Consider the following 2240-nt stretch of genomic DNA (forward strand, 5'->3'; position numbering starts at 1 on the left):
GATATGCCGGGATTGAGCCGAGAGTCCCTGTCCCGGTAAGCGTCTCCAACGCTGTCAGAGCCACAGTGCAACATCCCGCTAGTTTACGCGCCGAGTACAGAACAAGGTCCAGTGGAAAACACTGAACCTTGACCGTGCGCTCTTAGTTGCTCATCATATACCACCATTTGCCGTCGTCATGCCGGCGGCATTCGCGGGTGATCTTGAAGCCCCTTTTCTTCTGCGCACTTGCATATTCCCTACACTTGGGACCAGTTTTGAAAGGGCCAATGTAGTAGGACTTGGCTTTCGTGGTGATGGCTCGATCGACAGACGAGCCGATACCGGTCGAAGAGGTCGAGGAGGGGAGCTCAGGAACGGCCGCATTTGCTGGTCCGCACCCGATCGCGATTGCGACAAGGCCAGCCATGAACACTGGGGCTGCCTTTGATTTCTTTATCATTAAATATCTGCTTTCTTGTTGTGTCGTGGAACGTTTTCTAACAAAGTATTTATAGAACAGCACAGGCGCGCGTGGGCCATCAGTGGCATAGAGTGGTCCAATCGGCCCCCCCAAACGGGGCTATGGCTTCGACGTAGAGGCGCTGAGGTAGTCCGATTCCCCAAATGGTCACGCCCGGTTGCTCTCTTCGCCGATCCCTGCCGTATCGAACAGTGCGGGGATCAACGAACGAATCAACCGTGCGGTCCCCACGCTGGTGGGGCAAGGTCATATCACTGCCTTCTGCTCGACAGGAGGCGGATCGAGCCGCAGCGATGAACCGCGACATCTACCGAACAGGGGTGGGGTGACGGCACCCCTACAAGAAGTTCATGACAACCCCGGGGCCTGCAGCAGGCTCTGCCACTTCGGCCTTGACAGGAGCCTCACCGAAGGGGAATCCTGTCAGAGTTGAACGTTCGTGACGCGGTGCGGGAGATGCCCACGCTATTGATAGCCAATTATGGACTCGTGTGCCCGTCGCTTCACGACCTGAGATTCAAATCTGACATGACGCTCGGGTTCCCTCTGCTGTAGTTTTTCGATTATGATCGAACCGGATTGAGAGAATATTTAGCGTAGACATTACTTCTCGAATCGGCAGATGATGGTCTGTGGAGCGCTGTATTTTTGCCACTCAGTCAATATTTAAAAAGAGGTGATTAGGTATCTCTGATTTAGGTTCTGCTTTTTCCGAGGTTGTTGTCAGCGGGCCGCTGCTTCTTGGCCTTCTTGCGGCTGCTGTAGCTGGTCTTGTCTCGTTTGCTTCGCCGTGTGTCATTCCACTGGTCCCGGGATACATCTCCTACCTTGCCGGGGTTGTGGGGGCCACAACCGAGCACACGTCTGACGGTGCACTCGTCAAGCAGTACCGTGGCAGGGTCGGCGGTGCTGCACTGCTCTTCGTCGCTGGTTTCACAGTGATATTCAGCCTTGCGACTGTCACCGTCTTTGGTGTAGTGCAAACTGTTCAAGTTAATCAGGGCATCCTCATGCGCGTCGGCGGTGTGGTGACCATCCTGATGGGCCTGGTGTTTATGGGATTTATTCGCCCGTTGCAGAATGACACTAGAGTGGCCCCCCGGCGTTGGTCCACAGTTGCTGGAGCCCCCCTGCTTGGGGCAGTTTTTGCATTGGGATGGACCCCCTGCCTTGGTCCCACACTCACGGGAATAATCTCTATATCTGTGGGAACTGAAGGAATGACAGCAGCACGTGGAGCGGCGCTCATCGTGGCTTACTGTCTCGGGTTGGGCGTGCCGTTTATTCTGGTGGCCCTCGGATCAGCTAAAGCGCTGAAGGGCGTCGGGTGGTTGATGCGACACTCTCGTTCGATTCAGATCGCGGGTGGGGCGATGCTCATTATCGTAGGAATTCTCCTCGTTAGTGGACAATGGGCCGTTTTTGTGGACTGGATTAGGCAGTGGCTGGTATTCGGAACAACCCTGCCTGTATAGGAGTATCTTGAATGTGTTGTAGGTGATGGTCCACGCTGAATTCGCGATGCATTTCCTATTTCTTCGCTCTGTGGCGTTGAATTATGATCGCCGTGTGGATTCCCTGCGGTGGCGCCTCGTGAGTTAGGTCGCGGAACTTCGGGGCCAGTGCTTGGTGATGTGGATAGTCCTCCCAGGCCGATCCCCGGGCAGGTTAGTTCAAATATCATCTGCAGCCTGTAGTAGACACAACTACTGGTTTTCACCGCGGTTTCAGGGCTCTTCCGGTTTCAGAGTGCGTTGATTGCCCCGCGGAGTCCTCC

The 2240-nt window shown here is 55.1% G+C and carries 1 protein-coding gene; it reads left to right on the plus strand.

The annotated features are described in order from the left end of the window. Positions 1-1149 precede the first annotated feature (1149 nt). The gene (locus CVA01_RS14605) at positions 1150-1938 is read left to right on the plus strand and encodes a cytochrome c biogenesis CcdA family protein (protein ID WP_141331794.1); all 789 of its coding nucleotides are present in this window, start codon (positions 1150-1152) and stop codon (positions 1936-1938) included. Positions 1939-2240 lie beyond the last annotated feature (302 nt).

The sequence above is a fragment of the Corynebacterium variabile genome, from assembly GCF_006539825.1.
Classification (GTDB): Bacteria; Actinomycetota; Actinomycetes; order Mycobacteriales; family Mycobacteriaceae; genus Corynebacterium; species Corynebacterium variabile.